The organism is Neobacillus niacini, assembly GCF_030817595.1.
GTDB lineage: Bacteria > Bacillota > Bacilli > Bacillales > Cytobacillaceae > Neobacillus > Neobacillus niacini_G.
The window spans coordinates 1229713-1247062 of record NZ_JAUSZN010000001.1 but is presented as its reverse complement, the minus strand read 5'-3'; the positions used below and the strand labels follow the sequence as shown (position 1 = coordinate 1247062).

The following is a 17350-nucleotide window of genomic DNA, read 5'->3' as shown; positions in this document are numbered from 1 at the left end:
GAGCATTATTAGTGTTAGAAGAATTGATGATGTGTGAAATATTGAAACTAAATTATTTATATCAACGTAATAGAATGTATAGGATAGAGGAGGGGCAATATGATTGTAATTGGCATAATATTTATTTTCTTTGGTTTCTTTATGGTAGCAATACCCGCTGTGCTTTGGGATCTAACTGAGAGATGGAAATCGAAGGAAGCAAGAGATCCATCAACTTATTATATTTGGTCTTCGAGAATTGGTGGAGTATTTTTAATCCTTATAGGTATCGCTGAAATTGTAAATGTTTTTATTTGAACGTTTTTAAACAAACCACTGATAGAAATTGTTACTCACCACCATCGATTGCGTCTCCATTGCCATCATCATTATCAAAATATTCGTTAATCTTGTTGATAATCGTTGTATCTTTTGAATTAAGACTGTTTTGATGCAAAAAGTCTCCTAGAGAAAAACTTTCTACTACTTGATCCATGCCATTTCGAATGAATAAAAAGATAACAAATATTAGTATCAGTAATATAATCAATATTAAAATGTTCAAAGGATACACCCCCATATAAAAATCCTATTCGAATGTGAAAAAAAAAGAACGTTGACCACTGCTGTGTGACTATGGGGAAGGGTCTAATGGCCTTTTTTATATCCATGAGAACTGCCCCTAAATTACTTAAGGTACGTGTAGCCGTCCCCCTTTTTCATGTATAGTAGAGTAGAACACAAATGCAGAGGAAATTCGTAATGGCTTTTATTTTGGAGTGGGGGATAAGAATGAGAAGAATTATTTTAACGACAGAGAGTGGTGCGGATTTACCAGAAGATTTAGCTGAAAAACATAATGTTCAAGTGGTTCCAATGCATGTAATTATGGATGGAAAGGATTATTTAGATGGTTCATTAGCTGTAACGGAAATTTATGATTATTACGAACGGACAAGGAAAATACCTTCGACAACATCGACCAATTCGCATGAATATCTTGAATTTTACACAAAGATCAAAAATGATTTTCCTGAATGCACCATTGTGCATATCGGTTATACTTCGAAGGCATCTTCTTCCTTCCAAAATGCGATCATCGCAACTGAGGGTTTAAATGATATTTTTCTAATTGATGCTTTGAACGTTACAGGGGGATTAACAGCGATTGTGATGTACGCGGTTACCTTATTAGAGAATGAACCTTCCATTGACCCTGAACGGTTAGTAGAGAAGATTAAATTAGTGGTTCCGAAATCAAGACTAGCTTTCGTTCCCGGCAGCTTAGATTTTTTAAGAGCAGGTGGACGAGTTAGTAATCTAGCGTATCTCGGAGGGGCACTGTTAAAAATAAAGCCGCGGATTGAATTAGTTGATGGAAATCTTACTTCAACCAAAAAATATCGAGGGAGTATGGACTCAGTTTCAGAAAAGCTGCTGCGAGATTATTTTGATCAATACAATATTGATAGAAGGCAACTTTACCTTCTATATTCAATCGGACTTGATGAAAGGATCAAGAAGCGGATGACTGAAATCGCGAGTGAAGCTGGTTTCAATAATGTAATATGGATCCAAGCAGGCGCAATGATTTCAACTCATGCGGGACCTGGAGGTGTAGGGATTTCAGGTTTGGAGGTTTAGGAAGTACGAATCAATGATGAGTTATAGTAGGAGGAAAAACGATTGGGTAGAACCGTACTTTTACATTTAATAGTAATAAATATCAAGGTACAGGGGATACAAAAGGATTTACGTTTAAACAATTAGAAATTGATGAGGATATAGATGTTAAAACATTAAATAGAAGGTATTAGTTCTTCGAAATAAATACAGTGTACAGCCCAGTTCATTGGAACTAGGCTATTTTTTATAAGTTGCTGTTTTATTACGGTTTTGGAAGGCATTCTACAAATTGAGTTGGTGGATTTTAATCTTATGCCAAATAGACTTCCAATTCTTTTTAATCATTCGCTGCTCGTAAATGGCAGCAAGTTCTTTTGTTTCAGTAAAATAGGGAGTCGGCTTCACCTCTAAATTAATGACATCCTCTAATCCCCAAGGAGCAGTAAGAACTAAAATATTTTCCTTGTCGAGTTTTACTCCTAACGCTGTCACACTTTCTGGAAACCTTGAAATAGCATCTTCCGAAGAATTATAGGGAGGAAAATCATTAATGACGTGCATTCTTGCTTGATTTTTCACGGACCAAGGTATAGAAGGCATCATGCTTACTAGCTTATTCTCTAGTTCCTTTTCAAAATTCTCATCAATGTGTTGGTTATCAAAATAGATTACATCAACATCTTGGGTCTCCGTTCTTTCAGTAAAGCCGTGCAGTGTGTCCCAGATTTTTGAACGCACAAAACCGGCACAGATCCACCAGTCTGGTAAATTCAGTGTGCTTGCAATCTTAATAATCTCCATCATTTTTTCATCGCTTCGGATTAATTTTATTACATCTTCTTTATTTTTTAACATATTGCTTGTATCCCCTGTTCCAGAACGTATATTCCTATATTAACAGATTAACGTAAATAAAGGGGGAATATTCCATTAAATTAAGAAGTTCTTAGGTATAAAAACCTATATAATTCCAGAAAAGGAAGGGAAATGTGATTTTACGCAGAAATTTGTAATAGTATCTAAGAAATATGTTTGTATAGTTAATGTTTCAAAACTACCTAAGTTTTCATTTGGAATATAAAAGAAAGGCTTTTCAGCCTAACCCGGGGAGTGAGACGATGCAAGAGAGATCTAAGAGTGGTGTCTTAGTGAATAAGGACTTTAGGGATTCACTTATCATTGATAAATACGATACAGAATTCCTTAATTGGAGAGAGAAAAAATTAGATCAATTAAGAAGCGAAAATAGCGAAGATGCGATAACTTGGAATGTATTCAGGAGTCTAAGGCAAATTAACCCAAGTAATTGGTTACCCAAATTATTCAAGCAATCCTTTCATCAAGATTTAACTTATCCAGCAGAATCTATTGACATCATCTTGTGGAAAAAATTGAATCCACCATTAAACTTACCAACAAGAGAAGGTCAGTCTGAAGTTGATGTAATCATCGAATCGAACAAGTTTGTTTGGTTTATTGAGGTCAAATATAAAAGTGATATAAGCCTTTCCACCTCCCATGACAAATCCCGAAACCAGATTATCCGTAATATTGACGTTGGATTAGACTATAAAAATGGAAAAGACTTTTATTTTTCTTTACTGATATTAGATGAGGAACATTCTCCAAAGGGATCCCACTATATAAATGTATACTCATATTCAATTGATCATGTTAGGTTTGATCTCCCACACCGAAAAGATGGAATAGTCAACTTAAAGGGTATTGGTCTTTTGACATGGGTAGATATTATAAATGTATTAGGTGATAGTAAAAGGGGTAACGAAGTTGAGTTTCAAAGATTCGTAGCAGCACAAGCAGAACAGTGGTTGAGTAATAAAATTGATAAATCCACTGAACGAAAAAATGATGCCATCTTTGATAGTACTGGCCAATACAGGTATTCTCTTACAAGAGTATGGAATTCCAATAAAGAAAAAGTCGTATTCATCTGTTTAAATCCGAGCACTGCAGATGGTGAGAATGATGATCCGACTCTAAAACGTTGCATAGATTTCGCCAAGAGGTGGCATAACGAAAAATATGGGTCATTGAAAATGGTAAACTTGTTTTCGTATCGGGCTACAGATTTCGATATGTTAAGAGACGTTGAGAATCCCGTTGGTTCAGAAAATGATGACTATATCGTGAAAGCCGTAAGAAGTGCAAGTTTAGTAGTAGTTGCATGGGGAGAAAAAGGGATCTATAGAAATCGACACAAAGAGGTATTAGAGTTACTTTCAAATGAAAATATTGATGTTCATTGCTTGGAAATTTTAAAGTGTAACCAACCAAAACACCCCTTATATGCAAAAAAAGAGTTAACTCCTAGAATATATGCGCAATAAAAGGAAAGTGCTCTCTACATGTTCTCAAAAGTATCAATCTTTTGTTTTCCAGCTGTTGATAACTATAGAAAATACTTAATGTATCAACTGTCTAATTACGACATTTATACCGTTAGGTTTGGAGATGAATCGTGCCATGTTTAAGGACTAAGAACGGAAAATGAAGCCATTACTAGACGAATATGAGAAGGCGGAGTTTGATTGGAGTATTGCCTATGCAATGGAATACAATCTTCCGGTGGAGATTAAGGTTTGGAGCGATGGGTTTACAGAAACAATTACTGGCCGTATTCATTATGTTGATCCGATTACGTTTCAGCTCCGCATTGAGGTGAAATCTAATGAAATTGAACGCATAGCTTTCGAAGATATAGTCGGAGTAATGATTGTAGAGTAGTTTTAATGTAATATCTTCCTTTTTTATAAGACAAATTAGGAAATTAAAACTCGATAGAATGTTGTAAATGGCCACCAAAAGGGAATAAAGAAAATAGATCCATTACTGTGTAAAATGTTTAGAGATGCTTGGTTCCCTTTTAGTAGAGACCAAGCATTTTTAATATGTTTCGATTGAACCTTCCCCCTGATAACTCCACGGACAAACTTAAACCCTGGCGCCGGACCAAGGAACAAGAAATTTTATGTCTTACCAAGTCCGGGGTGCCCCATTTTTCTATAATAGACCTTTTAGAAAGATAGATATAAACGTTTTCGCTTCATCGTTTAAATGATCATTGTCGCCAAATGAAAGCCAGTCATAAAGAGTACCACGCATACATCTTGAAATGAAGAAACTGGTTTTATTACTATCGGTTGATTTTGGCAGTTCTTCATTTTCAATGGCTTCATGCACAAACCTATTTAAAATTTTATATAAGCTTCTCTCAGAGTTGGCGAAAAAGTTCGCTTCATTTCTGATCAAGCCGCTCGTATAAACACTCCTCATCAAATCTTCTCCCAGTTCATTTTTTAAGTATGTCAATTGGGCATCGAAAAGGGAAGTGACTTTGTCTTCAAAAGGCATATGACTTGGTAAGGATTGAGCAAAATTTTCATAAAATGAATCGATTTCTCTGAACTTTTCTAAAAAAATATCGTATTTTGATGAGAAATGGCCATAGAATGCACCTTTTGAACTTTTGCTTTTTTGAACAATTTCATCGACGCTTACTTGATTAAACCCCTTTTTTTCAAAAAGTTTTAAAGCTGTCTGATAGATTCTCTGTCTTGTTTCTTCTGCTTGCTGCTCTCGCGTTTTCCTTTCCATGGTCTAACACCTACTCGTACTTTAATTGATTCCTATTTTAACATAATCTTATAAAAGTTATAATCTTTTGATTTGCACAAATAATCAGAAATATATATTGACAGCTAAAGCACAGATATATTATCTTATAGACTATAGTCTACGAAATGTAAACGCTAACAAAGGGGAGATGAAAGTGGATATAATCGGAAAAAGAACATTACGTTCACTATTAGCAGATAAGGTCAAGCAGCACGAGGAGAAGGTGTTTATTCATTTTGAAGATGCGAATGAAAAACGTTATAAAAAAACATATAAAGAATTCCATAAAGAAGTGAACCAATTAAGTAATGCTTTCTTGAAGTTAGGACTAAAAAAAGGGGATCATGTTGTTTTACATTTACCAAACAATATGGAATTTTTTACAACGTGGTTTGCATTGGCGAATATTGGCGCCATCATGGTCCCAACCAACATTTTATCAACAGCAGATGAGATGAAATACATTATTAATCATTCTGAGGCTGTTGTATTGATGACTGAAGCTGAGTATTTAGATAAGTTTGATGGGATACGTAGAGAATTGCCAACGATTCAACATACAATCATTACTCGCTGTGACCAAGCGATTGAAGGGGTTATTAACTTTAATGATTTAATAGAAAACTCAACTGATGGTACAGAGGCTTTTCCGAAGATACTGTCTGAGGATGTTGCAGCTATGCTTTATACATCAGGGACAACTTCCAAACCAAAAGGCGTACAGGTGACGAACGCAAATTATATTTATACCGGTGAATTAATGTCAAAATCGATCAATTTAACGGAGAACGATCGGCCATTCATCGTTTTACCATTATTTCACGGCAATGCACAGTATTACTCAACCATGTCTGCACTTGTCGTAGGGGCTAGTATTGCGTTTACAGAGAAATTTAGTGCATTGCGTTATTTTAAACAAGCAAAGGCCCTTGGTGGTACGGTTGGTTCACTATTTGCAGCTCCGATTCGAATGATACTGGCAAAGGAATATGACGAGAAAGACCGGGATAACTCGATCCGTTTAATCACTTTCGCACAATCAGTAGCGGAACATCAATTAACTGAATTTGAAGGAAAATTCAATCTTAAACTGCTGCAAATGTACGGGATGACTGAGACCATTGGGATTCCATTAATCAATCCAATCAATGACATTCGAAAAAATATGAGCATCGGAAAGCCAAGCATTGGCTATGAAGTAAAATTACTTGATGAAAACGGATATGAAGTGGCTGATGGAGAAGTCGGCCAAATTGCTGTCAAAGGTGTTCGCGGCAGAACATTGATGAAGGGATATTTTAAGAATGACGAAGCAACAAGCCAAACATTCAAAGGGGATTGGCTTTTAACTGGGGACAATGGTTATGTCGGAGAAGATGGCTATTTTTACTTTGTTGATCGGATGAAGGATATGATTAAGCGTTCAGGTGAAAATGTAGCAGCGAATGAAGTGGAAAGCGTGTTAGTCGAGCATGAAGCTGTTTACGAAGCTGCTGTTATTGGGATCCCGGATGAGATGCGAGATGAAGCCATCAAAGCATATATCATAGTAAATAAAGGTAGTGCAGTGTCTGAAGCAGAGCTCATTAAACACTGCCAAGAAAGATTAGCAAAGTTTAAAGTTCCAGAACTTATTGAATTTGTAGAAGATTTCCCTCGTACACCTGTTGGGAAAATCCAGAAACATATTCTGCGTAAATTACTACTCATTTAAGAACCGAGAAGTTCGAGGGTGTTAAGGTTTAAGCAGCGAAAGAAGAGGCTAACGAGAAAATTCGATGTGTTATTTTTACCAGACACTATAAGAAAGAAGGCGAATCTATGAAAAATGTCAAAGTATTATTAGCTAGTTTAGCCGGTTCCATCATTGAATGGTATGACTTCTATCTATACGGAACAGCAACAGGAATTGTATTTGCTACATTATTCTTCCCTTCAGAGGATCCGACGATCTCTGTTTTGATTGCTTTTGCTACTTTTGGAGCAGGTTATGCTGCACGGCCTCTTGGAAGTATCATTTTTGGGCATATGGGAGACAGGATTGGAAGGAAGGCCTCCCTCATGCTGACACTGGTCGGGATGGGGGGAAGTTCGTTTTTGATTGGATTGCTTCCAACCTATGCGCAAGTTGGTTTAGTAGCGCCAATCGCGCTTGTCGTTTTACGTTTGCTACAAGGAATTGCCCTTGGTGGTGAATGGGGTGGAGCTGTTTTACTTGCAACAGAATCTGCAACAAAAGGTGTGCGTGGTTTCTTTGGTTCGATTCCCCAATTAGGTGTACCCATTGGATTAGTTCTCGGGACATTTAGTTTCACGTTAATTAGTTCATTAACGACAGAAGCACAATTTATGGCCTGGGGCTGGAGAATCCCTTTCCTTTTTAGTGCAGTATTAGTACTTTTAGCGATTTGGATTCGCAGCAGCATTGAAGAGACTCCTGAATTTAGAAGGAAAAAGGAACAAGGAGAGATTGCAAAGGTACCTATTATTGATGCCTTTAAATACCACAAAAAGGATATTTTTCGCTTGATTGGTTTAAAACTGGGAGACGGTTTTTTCAATGTATTCCTTATGTCCTTTATCTTGTTTTATGCAACAACGTTTCTAGGTCATAGTCGTGATGTGGCATTATTGGCTTTAACACTAAGTTGTGCAACCATGATTATTACGATTCCATTGACTGGATATTTATCTGACTTTATCGGTCGTAAAGCCATCTATATCGGCGGGATCGTAGCGTTGATCATATTAGCCATTCCATATTTCACGATGATTGGGCAAAGCTCAACCATGTTCTACATCATGCAGGTTTTATTATTAGGTGTGGTTTGGAGTGCCATTTTCGCTACGCAAGGTACATTTTTCTCTGAATTGTTCCCGGCCAATGTGCGCTATACAGGGCTTGGTCTAGGTTATCAAGTCGCGGCTGCCATTGTAGGATTTGGGCCAATGCTTTGGACAGAAATGGGTGCGAAATTTGGTGCGTCCCCCTATATATTCGGTGGATTTATGATTGTAGGACTAGTCTTTTCGCTCGTGTTGGCAATACTTTCACCAGACACCCGTAAAATTTCACAATATAGTGATCACCATCATGATCAAACAGAGGTCGAGGAAAACGGTCAAAGAGACGTGAAAAAAGCGTAAACCTATTAATCGTAAGGGACGACCTGCTGAAATTCATCCACTGTAAGTTATCTAGTTTCAAAGGATGCTAGCTTTATAACTGGTCAAGTGAATTTCGTTGATGTCGCCGCTTATATGTAATAAAGGAGAGATAAGAGATGGATGTTTTTGTAAGTGGTGTTGGTATTACACCATTCGGTAAACATATTGAGCATTCATTAAAAGAGCTTTTACTTCAAGCTGCGAGGGATGCTTTAAGAGATGCAGGACATCCGAAAATTGATGCAGTATTTGTTGGAAACTTCATGGGCGGGGCAATTGCGAACCAGGAAATTCTAGGTGCCATGCTTGTGAATGATCTAGAGCTTGGTCATATTCCTTCATTGAAAGTAGAAGGTGCATGTGCATCTGGAGGCATCGCGATTCGTCAAGCAGTAATTGGTATTTTAAGTGGCACGTATGAAAACGTACTTGTTGTTGGCGGGGAAAAAATGAAACATGCTGCGACTGACGTTGTGACGCAAGCAATAAATGCAGCAATGGATAATGATTCAAGTGAAAAAAATGCTGGTTTAACATTCCCGGGTTTCTTTGGTCTACTGGCTAATCGATATATGTATGAAAGTGGGGCAACAAAGGAACATCTGGCAAATGTTGTATTACAAAATCGTTCATATGCAATAAACAATCCACTTGCACAGTTCAGAAAGCCAACGACAATGGAAGAAGTTATGCAAGCTAAACAGATTACGGAGCCACTTGGCCTATTTGATTGTTCACCAATAACAGATGGGGCAGCCAGTGTAGTATTAAGTAGAAATCCGAGCGCAGTTAAAATCCGCGCATCTGTTCAAGTGTCTGGTCCCACGAATATCCAGGACTTGGATTCCATTCTACAAATTCCCGCCATTATCAATTCAGGGAAGCTCGCTTATGAACAAGCAGGATTAGGCCCATCTGATATTGATGTTGTAGAGGTTCATGATTGCTTCTCCATCACAGAACTTCTTGCGATAGAAGGGTTAGGCTTTTCCAATCGTCTTGAAGGTTGGAGATTCATAGAGGAGGGACAAGCTGGAATAAACGGTAAAACACCAATTAATACAAGTGGAGGTCTCTTATCAAGAGGCCACCCAATTGGGGCAACGGGTACGGCACAGTTTGTACAAATTGTCCTTCAATTAAGAGGAGAAGCGGTAAACCAAGTCAAAAATGCACGAATAGCGATGTCACAAAATTTAGGCGGCACTGGCGCTTACTCTGTGGTACATGTATTAGAAAGGGTCTGAATTCAATGATTATATATGAGTATAAAAACAAGAGTTATCTGAGAAAGCCTTTTTCCTCAGATTCCGAAAATGACCAAATTAGTGAACGGAAAATTTCTGGTGAAGGTACGGTCTATTCTGTAACAACCATTTACGTGCCACCAGCAGAATTTGTTCAAGAAAGTCCATATACAGTGGCAATCATTCAATTAAAGAACACCACGCTAAAAGTAACCGCCCGTATCGAGGAACCAGTACAAATAGGGGAAACGGTGCATTTCACAAAATTTAAAAACGGGGCCTATCATTTTAAAAACCGTGTGTGAATATTGGTCCCGCGTGTATTAAATCAAATCCGGTGCCTGTCACCATTGCCATCAGGCTAAGCGATTAAATTCCTATTTTCTCAAAATGGACCTATTCTTTCTTTGAAACCTAAAGAAAGGTAGGTCTTTATTTATGTTTAAACTCCTTTTCCAGGTGTGTCGGCAAAAGTGATCTTGTGTACTAATTGCAATAGACATAGAATTTAAAGAATTAGATGATTTCGATGTACATATGAGATAATGTTACCGGCTTTCCCGACACTTGTATAAGAGATTGAGTAAATTATCAATATAGAATCAGTATGGTAGCAAAATGAAGAATAAATAATAGAGGTGAACAAAATGAAAAGAATATTAGATTGTAGAGGTTCTGATTTTCGGCAAATGGGTAGAGAAGAATTAAAGCAAGCAATACGTGCAGCAGAAGGAAGAACGATATTGGCTGAAACGGTCGTGACATCACAACCCTTACTTCCAGAGGTCTCCAACCCTGAAGTGATGAAGGTATTCGGGGTGGATATGATCTTACTGAACTTGTTCGATGTAATGAACCCTAAAGTAAATGGCGTGGATTCCTACAGCATTTTTCAACCAAATGCTGCAGGCAGTGAAATAGATGAAAATATTATTCAAAAAATTAAAGAACTAACTGGTCTGCCAGTCGGCATTAATCTTGAACCTGTTGATCCCAATGCAAATGCTTTAGAAAATTTGCATTCATTACCGGAAGGACGTACAGCTACTGAGAGATCACTTGCGATGGCTAAACAATTGGGATGTGATTTTATTTGTTTAACGGGTAACCCCAAATCAGGAGTAACCAATGAGAAAATAGAAAAGGGCATTACATTAGCGAATAAACATTTTGGAGGGCTGATCATAGCGGGCAAAATGCATAATGCTGGAACGGCAGGAAGTATATTTGATTTAGATGCATTTTCTCGCTTTGCAGAAGCAGGGGCAGATATCATTCTTTTCCCCGCACCAGGAACAGTCCCTGGTGTTCGTGAGGAAACACTTGCGAAGGCAATCGAAAACGTTAAAAGTAAAGGGGCATTAACCCTTGCGGCAATTGGCACCAGCCAAGAAGGAGCAGATGAAGAAACCATTCGCGCCATTGCGTTAAGTTCGAAAAGAGCAGGAGTGGATATTTTTCATATCGGGGATGCTGGGTATTCGGGCATGGCGTTGCCTGAAAATATTCAAACCCTTTCGATTACGGTAAGAGGTAAAAGACATACATATATCAGAATGGCCGCATCTGCCTTAAGATAATAACTAGATTTTATCCCTTTCTTTTTAGGAAGGGGATTTTTTGTCGAATGGATAATGAATTCAGGAAACATACACAAATAATCCTAATGTGGTATTCTTTTGGTATATTTCAAGATTGAAAGGTTGATTTTGATGTACAAGAAACAAGATTTATTAAATTATCTTAAAGAATTGGAAATCGACGAAAATGGGGTATTACTTGTACATTCATCGATGAAAAGCATTGGGCAAGTAGATGGTGGGGCCGATACTGTCCTTGATGCACTCTCGGATTATATGAAAAATGGTCTTTTGGTTTTTCCTACCCATACATGGTCGTATATTAATGCAGAGAATCCACGATTTTATGTCAATGACTCACCATCTTGTGTTGGTCTATTAACAGAACTGTTTCGAAAACGTCCGGGTGTTGTTCGCTCATGGCATCCAACGCATTCGGTAGCTGCCCTGGGAAAAGGAGCACATGAATTTATTGCGGGGAATGATTCATTCGACACACCTTGCGCAAGGCAATCAAGTTGGGAGAAATTACTCGATCAGAAGGCAGCCGTCTTGTTAATCGGAGTCGATTTACGGAGATGTACATATATTCATGGAGTCGAGGAATGGCTTGATATACCAGGTCGTTTGACCGATGAACACGAAATGCTTTACACGATTTTACCGGATAAAACGGAAATCTCCATACCTCAAAGAAGACATATTGGTCATACCTCTGAAAAATACAATCGAGTTGAAGATATTTTTCTAAATCATCAAGCCATGTATAAAGGGCAATTTGGCGATGCAACAGTAAGAGTATGTGACACAGAAAAAATGACAGACTTGCTAAATCACTTACTTAAAGAAAAACCAGAATTATTTTCTTGATTTATGGGTTCATTTCTTTAAGGGGACAATCAGAGGTTTTGCGTGGAAAAAGGCTTGACTAGTTGGTAGGTGCTAGTCAGGCCTTTTTCATTCCTGATTGGAGACATATTATTGAAACGATGTCATCCATCTTACATCCAGAAACAAAGAGACCTATAGCAGCAATCAAGCCGGCAGAAGGGTTTTCAGCTTGTATACTTTGTCGGGTGGCGGAATTTACCTTATTAATAGTAGAGTAACGTTATTACGAAGAAACATATAAGAGGTTCGTATGAAAATGTTTAAAACATTGAAAGTTGTGGTAAACATCCATAAAGATAGGAGATGATCGAATGGATGGACAAAAACAAAGTTACTATATCAATATTCAATCTAATGAAATTTTCAGAGGGCCTTATGAGGGAGAGTGGGATTTTAAAATTGAAGCGACAGAATCTCAAGTACATTTCCTTGAGCGACTTTTTAATAGAAATGATGAAACAGATTGGGAAAGTTATTTTCGATCACACATTCCGTATCTTGCATATCATCATCAGCCTCAAAATAAGGAATATGACCAGCGGATACTATGGATCTATACGATGCTTTATGACTTAGGTGATGAAAAAACCCGAGAACATATTAGAAAAATGGGAATTCTAATTGAAGTTAGTCATTAGGGGATTTTGAGGATATGTTGACATAGTGAATGAGGCATTAGAGAAAGATTGTGGATTACTTTGCAAGTACCAGGAAAGGTAGGATTGCTTTCTTACTTGATAATCAAGATCCTGATTTACCATCATATAGATTTAGGTCAAATAATGTAATCGAAAAACGCAATTAGCCCAGGCCAATTGCGTCTTCTTTTTAAATATTTTCCTGTTTCAAGCTCTCGATAATATTTTCGTTTTTTATTTTTGAAATCGAGTAGAGCATCGCAGATCCTACAATCAGAAAAATCACTACGATGACGAAAAGAATGCTCATCCAAGGAAGCAGAAATCCGTATTCAAAGGTATAGTTTGTGGAGCGGTGAATTGCTAACATAACGAGGACGCTGATGGGAAGTCCGTAGGTTAGTGCCTTCACTCCATAAAAAATACTTTCATATTGGATCATTTTATTAAATCCGTTTGGGGTCATGCCCACCGATCGCAGCATCGCGAATTCCCGTTTTCTAAGCGAAATGCTGGTGGAAATGGTATTAAAGATATTTGCAATCGAGATAAGTGAAATCAGCGTGATAAACCCATAGGTAAAGACGGACATGAGCATAATCATCTGTTCATCTTGCTGCCGCTGCTGGTAGACATTGAACACATTTACGTTGGAATCTTTTCGGTCTTCAATCGCCGTTTGTGTCGCCATTGGGTCTGAACTATTGAGGTACACATAAGGGAACACCTCAATGTCCGTATTCGCTAACAAGGAATCCATTGTACTTTGAGGGACAATAAGGTTAACACTCCCAAGTGAAGCGGTATTCACACCCATTGGCACATGGTGTGTCAGTGCGCCAATTTCAATGCTACCGACTACTTCTCGGTCCGGCTGCTCATGCTCCATATCTCCTGAAGGCATCATAAATAAATCGATCCTCTTTCCAACCTCTGACTGTATGGAGTTTGTTTCAATAATCCTTCCCGTGCCAGCTTCCTCATAGGAAATTTGCTCAATCACAATCGCTTTTGGTGTGTCTGGGTTTGTGAACTCTTTCGCTTCCACACCGACTTGCTTGGCATACTCTTCAAAACTTTTTTGATCCAAGGCACTTAGGTATACGTAATATGGATGCATACCATCCTCGGGGACGGGTTCGTTCGCTAGTTGCGTTTTCAGCTGCTCTGAAACTTCGGCCCACGGAATGAGCGCTTCCAAATTCATTTCCTCGATTATGGTAGATTTGGTCACATGATCGAGCTTTGTGTACTCGGTCAAATCTTCATTCTTCAATTGGCTGCCGCTAATTTGAATATCGTATGTTAGTTCATCTTGCGACATGCTTAGTGATTTTTTTAGATTGTCCGTAAAAAAGGTTACCGATAAGAACAGGACAATGCTAATGACGAGCGAGAATACGGTTGCAAGGTACTTCTTTCTATTCCTTTTGACGTTCTTCAACCCAATTTCTGCTTCTAAACCAAAGACTTTACGTACAAGCTTTGAAGTTTTCACCGTTTTCCCAGTCAACTTAATATCATGGCTTTGCCGGATCGCTTCAATCGCGGAAACCCTGGACGCTCTTTGTGCCGGGATATAGGTAGAGATAAAAATCGTTAAAATGGAAATCCCGCAGGCAATGAGAATCGATGATGGCGTGACGACCAATTCGAGATTTTCGGAAACGCCGAGAGCCTTTCTTAAAAGATTGTTAATAAACACAAAGGTAATTCCAATCCCTGCTAGACCTGCCAGAATTCCAATCGGAATACTGATCACTCCAATCACGGCTCCTTCAAAAAAGACAGAATTCCGCTTTTGTCTTTTGGTTGCGCCAACGCTTGCAAGCATCCCTAAATGTCTAGTCCGCTCGGATACGCTAATCGAGAAGGCATTATAAATCAAAGCGACAGAGCCAATGATAATTACGCTCATAATAATGGCTACTAAGGAGTAGAGTGTCTTGTGTAATTGAGCATTATTCGTTACACCATAGTACCGAAGCAATTCTCCATTATAATTTACCTTATCGATCCCTTCCGCCGCAGCAAGACTTTTCGCATGTTTGTAGAGGGAGCGGTCGATCTCCGTTAACACCACAAAAGCATCGACAGTATGGGTATTGCTGAGGGCTGTTTCATCAATAAAGCCAATCGCGGTGTAACCAGGTGACCATGTTGGTTCCCAGGTAGGGCGTTCAATCATGCCGACAATGGTAACAGTTTTGGTTTCGTGGGTTCGTAGCTCCTCGATGACACCATCTTCATCCTGTTGAAGAAAATCTGTCTGTGTTAACACTTTTTCGGTTACAGGGCTCCAGCGCTCACCGATTTCCACTGTGAGCTGATCGCCAATTTTGAAATCGACCTTTCCGTTATTAATCATTGCTTCGGAAATCGCAATTTCATTTTCAGTGCGAGGAAGTCTACCCTCGACCACTTCCATGGGAAAGTGTTTCAAACCAGCACGATTATAATTTTGAAAAAATAAATAAGGTTTATTTTCATTTTCTGATTCTTTTAAATCCGAATAGCCTGTGCTTGAGAGAATCATGGTTTTCGTTTCGCTGTCCTGTTCAAGGGCTTTGATTTGGTCTTTGTTGACATCTTTAAATAAAACATGCCATTCTCCATGTTTGGCGATATGTTGACGAACCATTAAGTCTAAAAAGGAAAACCCTAGGGTGGTCACGGCGGTGATCATCGCCACCGAAATGATCACCCCAATCATCGTTACAAGCGTCCGGCGTTTGTTTTCTTTTAAATGCCGGATCGTGACTTTTTGGACAATGTTCATGGACGAATTACCTCATCCCTAGCAACCTTACCATCTTCAATGGCAATAATCCTGTCGGCCTGTAGGGCGATACGCTCATCATGGGTAATCACAATTAGTGTCTGATTGTAGGTTTTGTTAAACATCTTGAGCAGTTCCATAATTTCCTTGCTATTTTTACTATCGAGATTACCTGTTGGCTCATCGGCAAGCATAATCGCAGGATTGCTAATCAACGCCCGTCCTATCGAGACACGCTGCTGCTGACCGCCGGAAAGCTGGTTCGGCAGGTGGGAAAGCCGCTCACTCAAACCAAGGATTTCAACCACTTTGTTAAAATGGCTGGGATCTACCTTTTGCTCATCCAATAGCATCGGGAGCGTGATATTTTCTTCCACTGTTAAGATAGGTATCAAATTATAAAATTGATAAATCAAGCCGATTTGCCTGCGTCTAAAAATCGCCAGCTGGGTTTCATTTAAATCATAAATATCGGTTTGATCAATGAGGACCTTTCCGCTCGTAGGTCGGTCGACTCCGCCCAATAAATGAAGCAGCGTTGACTTTCCTGAGCCAGATGGCCCGATAATGCATACAAATTCTCCTTTTTTCACGGAAAAGGAGACATTATCAAGTGCCGTAACCGCTGTTTCACCTTTGCCATAAATCTTTGATAGATTCTTTACTTCTACTATATTCATAAGAAAACCTCCATACTTTCAAAGTCTTGAGGTTAGTATATCGAGCTAGTATGACTTTAAAGTGACTCTTAAGTGACAATTTATTCACTTTTGGAAACTTCATAAAAAATAGCAGGCAATTTAAATGACCTGCTTGTAAAACTTTATCTCGAAAGTGGTTCCAGCACCGGGATGACTGTTCACTTCGATATCGCCCTGTTGACTAGTGATGATACTATACGCCATAGCAAGCCCGATGCCGACGCTATCGTCTCCCGCATGTTTACCTTTGTAAAACCGTTTGAAAATGTACGGAAGGTCTTCTTTAGCAATGCCTTTCCCGTTATCACGAATGGTGATTTCTGTGAATAAAGCATTCTCGGAAAAGTGGATGGAGATTTCTCCGCCTTCTTCACTGTGTTCGACGCCGTTCTTGATGATATTTAGAAGTGCCTCTGTGGTCCACTTGAAGTCACCGATAAAGGCGGCATGCTCATCACCACTTACTTTTAAACGTTGCATTTTGATATCCATCGGTATAAGTATAGGTTCGACGGCCGCTTGAATAAGGGGGGCGATGAGGACCTTCTCCTTTTTAAACGTAATCGTCCCGGCATCAATCTTCGAAAGCTTTAGTAAAGAAGAAACCAGCCATTCCATGCGTTCAAGTTGGATTTGAAGATTGCGAGTGAATTCTGCCCGTTTTCCATCCTCTAAACGTTTGTCACCTAACAAATCCGCCATAACTATCATCGAGGTTAGGGGAGTCTTTAATTGGTGTGAGATATCGGAAATCGCATTCGTCAGTTTTGCTTTGTCTTCGTGTAAAACCGCTCCCTGCTCAGTAAGAATTCTTGTCACTTTAAAAATATCACTTTTTAATAGGCTCAGTTCACCTTCTGAATTGTCACGCACATCCAACTGGTAGTTGCCGCTGCTAATTTGTTTTAAATAGACAGAGAGTTTTTGGATTTCACGGTAACGCCATTTCGTAAAAATCAGCATAGTGGTAATGAGCAAAATGGATGCCACCAGTACTAGACTTGCTGCTAGCATTGATACGAATAAGGCTGCCACCGCAAAACCGATGATACTTATCGAAAAAAGAAGGAGGAGGAGGATTTGAATTTCTCGATTACGAAGCAAC

At 38.8% G+C, this 17350-nt stretch carries 16 protein-coding genes; 11 read left to right on the top strand and 5 right to left on the bottom strand.

The features are described 5' to 3' along the window. Positions 1–99: 99 nt before the first annotated feature. Together QFZ31_RS06300 and QFZ31_RS06295 are read left to right on the top strand one after the other, a co-directional pair. On the top strand, positions 100–297 hold the full coding sequence (locus QFZ31_RS06300; RefSeq protein ID WP_307301772.1) for a DUF6199 family natural product biosynthesis protein: 198 nt from the start codon (positions 100–102) through the stop codon (positions 295–297). 474 nt (positions 298–771) lie between these two features. After that, positions 772–1623, top strand: a complete 852-nt coding sequence (locus tag QFZ31_RS06295; RefSeq protein WP_307301769.1) for a DegV family protein — start codon at positions 772–774, stop codon at positions 1621–1623. A 264-nt stretch (positions 1624–1887) separates the two neighbouring features. On the opposite strand, the gene QFZ31_RS06290 is transcribed toward QFZ31_RS06295, so the two are convergent. Then, a complete protein-coding gene (locus QFZ31_RS06290; protein WP_307301768.1) occupies positions 1888–2460 on the bottom strand; it encodes a nucleotidyltransferase family protein in 573 nt (190 codons plus the stop codon). 263 nt (positions 2461–2723) lie between these two features. Between QFZ31_RS06290 and QFZ31_RS06285 the strand changes: the two genes are divergently transcribed. Beyond that, complete coding sequence (locus QFZ31_RS06285; protein WP_307301765.1) at positions 2724–3953, top strand: DUF1643 domain-containing protein; 1230 nt, start codon at positions 2724–2726, stop codon at positions 3951–3953. 160 nt (positions 3954–4113) lie between these two features. Further along, positions 4114–4350 carry a YolD-like family protein gene (locus QFZ31_RS06280; protein ID WP_307301763.1) on the top strand — a complete coding sequence of 79 codons (237 nt, stop codon included), beginning with the start codon at positions 4114–4116 and terminating at the stop codon, positions 4348–4350. A 276-nt stretch (positions 4351–4626) separates the two neighbouring features. Here QFZ31_RS06280 and QFZ31_RS06275 read toward each other — a convergent pair whose 3' ends face one another. After that, positions 4627–5220, bottom strand: a complete 594-nt coding sequence (locus tag QFZ31_RS06275; protein ID WP_307301761.1) for a TetR/AcrR family transcriptional regulator — start codon at positions 5218–5220, stop codon at positions 4627–4629. A 175-nt stretch (positions 5221–5395) separates the two neighbouring features. Between QFZ31_RS06275 and QFZ31_RS06270 the strand changes: the two genes are divergently transcribed. The 7 genes from QFZ31_RS06270 (at position 5396) to QFZ31_RS06240 (ending at position 12765) form a co-directional block, all read left to right on the top strand. Next, positions 5396–6955, top strand: a complete 1560-nt coding sequence (locus QFZ31_RS06270; RefSeq protein ID WP_307301760.1) for an AMP-binding protein — start codon at positions 5396–5398, stop codon at positions 6953–6955. A 107-nt stretch (positions 6956–7062) separates the two neighbouring features. Continuing rightward, positions 7063–8388, top strand: a complete 1326-nt coding sequence (locus QFZ31_RS06265) for an MFS transporter (RefSeq protein WP_307301759.1) — start codon at positions 7063–7065, stop codon at positions 8386–8388. A gap of 137 nt (positions 8389–8525) precedes the next feature. Then, the gene (locus tag QFZ31_RS06260; protein WP_307301758.1) at positions 8526–9656 is read left to right on the top strand and encodes a thiolase C-terminal domain-containing protein; all 1131 of its coding nucleotides are present in this window, start codon (positions 8526–8528) and stop codon (positions 9654–9656) included. A 5-nt stretch (positions 9657–9661) separates the two neighbouring features. Continuing rightward, on the top strand, positions 9662–9961 hold the full coding sequence (locus QFZ31_RS06255; RefSeq protein ID WP_307301757.1) for a Zn-ribbon domain-containing OB-fold protein: 300 nt from the start codon (positions 9662–9664) through the stop codon (positions 9959–9961). A 342-nt stretch (positions 9962–10303) separates the two neighbouring features. Further along, entirely contained in the window at positions 10304–11236 is a 933-nt protein-coding gene (locus QFZ31_RS06250) for a haloacid dehalogenase-like hydrolase (protein WP_307301756.1), read from the top strand. Positions 11237–11368: 132 nt separating this feature from the next. Continuing rightward, on the top strand, positions 11369–12106 hold the full coding sequence (locus QFZ31_RS06245) for an AAC(3) family N-acetyltransferase (RefSeq protein WP_307301754.1): 738 nt from the start codon (positions 11369–11371) through the stop codon (positions 12104–12106). Positions 12107–12438: 332 nt separating this feature from the next. Further along, positions 12439–12765, top strand: a complete 327-nt coding sequence (locus QFZ31_RS06240) for a hydrolase (protein WP_307301753.1) — start codon at positions 12439–12441, stop codon at positions 12763–12765. Between the two features lie 190 nt (positions 12766–12955). Here the strand turns inward: QFZ31_RS06240 and QFZ31_RS06235 are convergent, their stop codons facing one another. The 3 genes from QFZ31_RS06235 to QFZ31_RS06225 form a co-directional block, all read right to left on the bottom strand. Then, complete coding sequence (locus QFZ31_RS06235) at positions 12956–15544, bottom strand: FtsX-like permease family protein (RefSeq protein WP_307301752.1); 2589 nt, start codon at positions 15542–15544, stop codon at positions 12956–12958. Beyond that, the gene (locus QFZ31_RS06230; protein ID WP_307301751.1) at positions 15541–16224 is read right to left on the bottom strand and encodes an ABC transporter ATP-binding protein; all 684 of its coding nucleotides are present in this window, start codon (positions 16222–16224) and stop codon (positions 15541–15543) included. The genes QFZ31_RS06235 and QFZ31_RS06230 overlap by 4 nt, the downstream gene beginning before the upstream one ends. A 120-nt stretch (positions 16225–16344) precedes the next feature. Beyond that, positions 16345–17349, bottom strand: coding sequence for a sensor histidine kinase (locus QFZ31_RS06225; RefSeq protein ID WP_307301749.1), 1005 nt, complete (start codon positions 17347–17349; stop codon positions 16345–16347). Position 17350 lies beyond the last annotated feature (1 nt).

What these genes read in the sequence shown, in the direction of transcription:
- QFZ31_RS06255 (WP_307301757.1), top strand. Translation starts at nt 9,662, where the DNA reads ATGATTATATATGAGTATAAAAACAAGAGTTATCTGAGAAAGCCTTTT.
- QFZ31_RS06245 (WP_307301754.1), top strand. Translation starts at nt 11,369, where the DNA reads ATGTACAAGAAACAAGATTTATTAAATTATCTTAAAGAATTGGAAATC.
- QFZ31_RS06295 (WP_307301769.1), top strand. Translation starts at nt 772, where the DNA reads ATGAGAAGAATTATTTTAACGACAGAGAGTGGTGCGGATTTACCAGAA.
- QFZ31_RS06250 (WP_307301756.1), top strand. Translation starts at nt 10,304, where the DNA reads ATGAAAAGAATATTAGATTGTAGAGGTTCTGATTTTCGGCAAATGGGT.
- QFZ31_RS06260 (WP_307301758.1), top strand. Translation starts at nt 8,526, where the DNA reads ATGGATGTTTTTGTAAGTGGTGTTGGTATTACACCATTCGGTAAACAT.
- QFZ31_RS06265 (WP_307301759.1), top strand. Translation starts at nt 7,063, where the DNA reads ATGAAAAATGTCAAAGTATTATTAGCTAGTTTAGCCGGTTCCATCATT.
- QFZ31_RS06290 (WP_307301768.1), bottom strand. Translation starts at nt 2,460, where the DNA reads ATGTTAAAAAATAAAGAAGATGTAATAAAATTAATCCGAAGCGATGAA.
- QFZ31_RS06235 (WP_307301752.1), bottom strand. Translation starts at nt 15,544, where the DNA reads ATGAACATTGTCCAAAAAGTCACGATCCGGCATTTAAAAGAAAACAAA.
- QFZ31_RS06230 (WP_307301751.1), bottom strand. Translation starts at nt 16,224, where the DNA reads ATGAATATAGTAGAAGTAAAGAATCTATCAAAGATTTATGGCAAAGGT.
- QFZ31_RS06275 (WP_307301761.1), bottom strand. Translation starts at nt 5,220, where the DNA reads ATGGAAAGGAAAACGCGAGAGCAGCAAGCAGAAGAAACAAGACAGAGA.
- QFZ31_RS06300 (WP_307301772.1), top strand. Translation starts at nt 100, where the DNA reads ATGATTGTAATTGGCATAATATTTATTTTCTTTGGTTTCTTTATGGTA.
- QFZ31_RS06280 (WP_307301763.1), top strand. Translation starts at nt 4,114, where the DNA reads ATGAAGCCATTACTAGACGAATATGAGAAGGCGGAGTTTGATTGGAGT.
- QFZ31_RS06240 (WP_307301753.1), top strand. Translation starts at nt 12,439, where the DNA reads ATGGATGGACAAAAACAAAGTTACTATATCAATATTCAATCTAATGAA.
- QFZ31_RS06285 (WP_307301765.1), top strand. Translation starts at nt 2,724, where the DNA reads ATGCAAGAGAGATCTAAGAGTGGTGTCTTAGTGAATAAGGACTTTAGG.